The organism is Phocaeicola sp. ICN-14070 (assembly GCF_037892625.1).
Taxonomy (GTDB): domain Bacteria; phylum Bacteroidota; class Bacteroidia; order Bacteroidales; family Bacteroidaceae; genus Phocaeicola; species Phocaeicola plebeius.
The window spans coordinates 1-4,586 of sequence record NZ_JBBKBF010000117.1 but is presented as its reverse complement, the minus strand read 5'-3'; the positions used below and the strand labels follow the sequence as shown (position 1 = coordinate 4,586).

Genomic DNA, 4,586 nt, shown 5'->3' with positions numbered 1-4,586 from the left:
TTAAAAACGGGAAAATATAGACACTTTTTTTAGGGTCATTCCCCCATTTATTGATTATTGAATACATTTCAGGTGTTATCGCTGCATAGATTCGTTTTACATCATGTGTCCTGTCTTTCGTCTTTTTTCTGATAAATGATATTTCACCGTTTTGAATATCTGAAAATTTAAGGCTTATCAGGTCTGCAACATTCAGACCGTTACAGAAGTAAATAAACAGCCATAAATCACGATAAAATTCGGTAGTCATGCTTCCATCACTATATTCTGCAATGGCTTTAAGCTGTTTCTTGTTGAGTGCTTTCTTTTTTCCTGAACCTTCTTTAATCTGGTATTTGCCCCTGCCGAAAGGATAATCTGATTCTCTGATAACTCCCACCTGTTTAGCTATATTCATAGTGGCACGAATGTTTCTCATGTTCATCGCTACAGTTGTCTGATTTGCTGTTTTCAATATGAATTTCTCAAGACCGTTTAACCATTCAACTGTTACTTCCTTTATAGGAACATCGTGTTTCATGTAACGTTTGAGTAGAGAAAGAGTTCCTTTATAAAAGGCAGAAGAACCAAACTTTTCTTCATTCTCAAGTTCTTTAATCTTTGCGGAAATCATTTCATTCAAACTTCCTCCGATATTTTTACCGAGCATATTGTTCAGATTGCTGAAAGAGAAAGTTCCACGTTCTACAAGAATATCAACATTCTTTAAAATCCGGCTCAACTCTTTACCGATTATATCCTGTATTTCAATATTCTTTTTCGACTTACTTTCAAGAACCTCTTCAAGCTCTTCTTTAGTGCTCATGCAGATTCCTGTTGGGTAATACTTTGGTTTTCCCTGAAAATATACCTTTATTTTTACAGGATAAGTTCCTTCTTTGTTTACTGTGCGTGTATCAAGCAATACAGATACAACAACTCCATTTTTTACTACTTTAATCATGTTCTAAGGGATTAATTGTAAGCGGAATTGCTTACCTGCTATATATCCTTTATTTTTGGAAAATATAAGTTGAATGGAGTGTTGAAAGATTTTGAAAGCTATTTTCAAACTGCTTTAACGCATCGTTTTAGAACTCTCATTAAATTAAGAATATTATTTCTACTGAAATTCGGTAGAATATTTTGTATTTCAAAATATAATATATATATTTGTACAAACTCAATTGATTATGAGAATCATAGCAAGAAGTAAAATCGTTGAATACTATACAGAACACCCTGATGCAGAAACTGCACTTGAAGATTGGTTTCAGAAAGTGAGAAAAGCAGAGTGGACATGCTTTTCTGATATAAAGAAGATGTTTAACAGCGTTGACAGTGTAGGTAACCAGCATTATGTGTTCAATATAAGAGGAAACAACCATCGTTTGATAGTGGTTGTTAAGTTTACAATAAAAACGGTACTGATTAGATTTATAGGTACTCACGCGGAATATGATTTGATAGATGCAAAAAATATATAGTATGGCAAAGATTCAGAATGAAACAGCTTATAGGGCAGCAATGGAAAGAATTGAAGAACTTCTGCCTTTGACCGACGACAATACACCACTCACTGACAAGAACTTGATAGAGCTTGATTTATTGTCTGAACTTGTATCGGAGTATGAAGATGAACACTACCCGATAAAGTCTCCTTCATTGATAGATGTTATAAAGTTGCGAATGTATGAAATGGGACTTAATCAGGCGAAACTTTCAGAACTTCTTGGGGTTAGCCCATCACGTGTCAGCGACTATTTGACCGGTCGTTGCGAGCCTACTTTGAAGGTTGCTCGTGATATTAGTAAAAAGCTCAACATTGATGCAAATATAGTGCTTGGAGTATAATTTCATTAATTATAAATTACCATATATTTATGATTTTATGAATAAAAACTCTATTTTTGTAAAATCAATTATATTGTAATATTGCTATTGATAAATTGATTGGTATGAAAATAAATATTAAAGGCCTAGGCGCAATAAAAGAAACTACAATAGATTTAAATAAGAGACTAACTGTCTTCTGTGGTCATAATAATACTGGGAAAACTTATGTTTCCTATATAATCTACGCGCTTACTTCAGGGAGGAATTTTGAACCAATGTTTCTTCAAGATGATAAGTTAAAATCTCTTTTAGAGGAGAAAAAGTTAATTCTGACAATCGATAAAGAAGATATTTGGAAATATCGTAATAACACAATAAAACATATAGAAGAAAATTTAAATGAGATTTTTGGAATATCAAAAGACCAAGCTATTAAATATTTTCCATCATTCTCTATTGGCTTTGAAACATCTAAAGATAATTTTTTTAATAAAATACTTGAAGAAAGTATAGAAGGGAAAATTGAACAAAATCAATTTTCATTACAAATAAAAAAAGAAAAAAAATCATTGGATATACAAATATCTATGAGTTCTACAGATAAAATTTCTGATAACTCTATAGGGTTTATCCAATTTATGTTATTGACAGGAATATATTCATCTTTGGCGTTCTATCCAATAACAAAATCTATTATATTTCCTGTTGAACGCAACTCTATATACACATTTAGTAAGGAGTTATCTATAAAGAGAAATATGTTAGTTGACCAAATGCAAGATTTGTCAACAAAGAAAATAGACCCATTCGATTTCCTTTTTAAACGAACAACTCGTTATCCTTTACCGATTAGAGATGGACTTGAAATTGCTGAAGATATGAACAATCTTCAGAAAAAAGATGGAGATTATAAGGATTTTGCAATAGAAATAGAAGAAGAATTATTACAAGGAAAAGTTTCTGTTTCTAATGAAGGAGAAGTTCAATTTACTTCCAATAAAGCAAAATCAAAAAAACTACCGATTCACCTTACTGCTTCCATTGTAAAAACATTATCAAGTTTAGTCTTTTATCTTAAATACTTAGCGAAAAAGAATGATTTGATAATTATTGATGAACCAGAATTAAATTTGCATCCAGATAATCAAGTTATACTTACAAGATTATTTGCTAGATTGATAAATAATGGATTTCGTTTATTAATTAGTACACATAGTGATTATATTGTAAGAGAATTAAATAACTTAATCATGTTATCAAACAATAATGAAGAAGTTGGACAATTACGTGAAAAGTATGGGTATTCAACTTATGAATATATTGACAAAAATGAAGTAAAGGCTTATTACTTTGATTTTAAAACAAAGACAACAGTTGCAACAAAAGAACTACCTGTAAGTGATTTTGGATTTGATGTTCCTTCTATTGATAACACAATAGATAAACTTAATGATGTTTCTGAGGATTTGTTTTATGCTTTAAAATATGGTGATAATGAGTAACTTGGAAAAAATCAATAATACTTTACACGAAGATTTTTTATGTAATAAAACAACAATATTAGAAGAAGGAAGTGTAAATATGAAAATTCCTATAGATTCTACTGGTTGTAAATTTTTATTGTATAAGTATGATAAACAATTGAAAAAAGAATATAAAGGTGGCTTGTTCCCTTTTTTTGCTAAAAAAAAGTCGGTTTGTAGTGTAAGTGATTATATTTTATTTACAGAAACAAAAGGAAAACTATTTATATTGATTATTGAATTAAAGAAAGGTAAAGACCAAACCCTTCCTCAGCTCAAAGCTTCAAAATGTTTTGTGGATTATGTGATTAACACTATTAATAGAATTTATAATGTATCAATAATTCCCCAAATCAGATTAATCAGTGTGCATGAGTATAAATTACCTAAAAAGAAAGTGAAGGATAGAGGAGTAATGTATGATAAAGAGTTCCACTGCCAATTAAAAGATAAGAAATTTGAAATACGCAAGTTTCTCATTTAGAGAAATAATTTTAGCTTTTGCACAAGAATCGCACAAATAGAGAGGAAATAGAAGAAATAGGATGATTATAGATGAAAATAAAACATTATATTTGCCCTCGAGAATACGTGTAATGTGTTATGTTATAGGATTATAAGAAACAGGAAGATAATGCGTTATACGCGTTTCATAATCATGAGGTCCCCGGTTCAATCCCGGGTCCCGCTACTAAAAAAGGCTTTCAGAATTTCTGAAAGCCTTTTTTCGTTTTACCTTTATTTCTGCCGTTCTTTCCACAAGCGTGTCATGTCTTCCAGGGTTTTACCTTTTGTTTCCGGTACTAATTTCCATACAAAGATGGCTGCGATGATGCAGATAGCTCCATAAAGTCCATACACAAACATGTGGCCGAACTTATCGCCCATATCACCGGCACTCATGTTGTACATGGGCAGGAAGGTAGATGAGACGATGAAATTGAATATCCACTGGAAAGCGACAGCGATGGCTACGGCTGCGCCACGGATGGTGTTAGGGAATATCTCTGCGATGAGCACCCAGCAGATAGGCCCCCAACTGAACATGAATGATGCACTGTAGACCATGATGCTGATGACGGGTACCATAGGGCTGATGCCAGTCGCGGCATTGCTGAGGGCTACTCCGAGTGCACCGATGGCCATACCAATGGAACCGTAAATGAGCAGAGGCTTGCGTCCCCACTTTTCTACAGTAAAGACAGCTAACAAAGTGAACAGGATGTTGACAATTCCCATGAATACCGT

6 protein-coding genes are annotated in these 4,586 nt (G+C 32.5%); 4 read left to right on the top strand and 2 right to left on the bottom strand.

Going from position 1 to position 4,586, the window contains the following annotated elements; translation table 11 throughout:
• Window positions 1-943 (bottom strand): site-specific integrase (locus WKT20_RS17600; RefSeq protein WP_340417824.1); only part of this gene is annotated, 943 nt, incomplete at its 3' end.
• Between the two features lie 229 nt (window positions 944-1,172).
• Between WKT20_RS17600 and WKT20_RS17595 the strand changes: the two genes are divergently transcribed.
• The 4 genes from WKT20_RS17595 to WKT20_RS17580 all read left to right on the top strand — a co-directional run bounded on the left by WKT20_RS17595 (window position 1,173) and on the right by WKT20_RS17580 (window position 3,822).
• Entirely contained in the window at window positions 1,173-1,466 is a 294-nt protein-coding gene (locus WKT20_RS17595; protein WP_154043310.1) for a type II toxin-antitoxin system HigB family toxin, read from the top strand.
• A 1-nt stretch (window position 1,467) separates the two neighbouring features.
• Entirely contained in the window at window positions 1,468-1,833 is a 366-nt protein-coding gene (locus WKT20_RS17590) for a helix-turn-helix domain-containing protein (RefSeq protein ID WP_177591173.1), read from the top strand.
• Window positions 1,834-1,937: 104 nt separating this feature from the next.
• Complete coding sequence (locus tag WKT20_RS17585; RefSeq protein ID WP_270213142.1) at window positions 1,938-3,317, top strand: AAA family ATPase; 1,380 nt, start codon at window positions 1,938-1,940, stop codon at window positions 3,315-3,317.
• Window positions 3,310-3,822 (top strand): hypothetical protein, encoded by a 513-nt coding sequence (locus tag WKT20_RS17580; protein WP_177591178.1) that lies wholly within the window; start codon window positions 3,310-3,312, stop codon window positions 3,820-3,822. The genes WKT20_RS17585 and WKT20_RS17580 overlap by 8 nt, the downstream gene beginning before the upstream one ends.
• Before the next feature lie 254 nt (window positions 3,823-4,076).
• On the opposite strand, the gene WKT20_RS17575 is transcribed toward WKT20_RS17580, so the two are convergent.
• Window positions 4,077-4,586 (bottom strand): MFS transporter (locus WKT20_RS17575; RefSeq protein ID WP_340417823.1); only part of this gene is annotated, 510 nt, incomplete at its 5' end.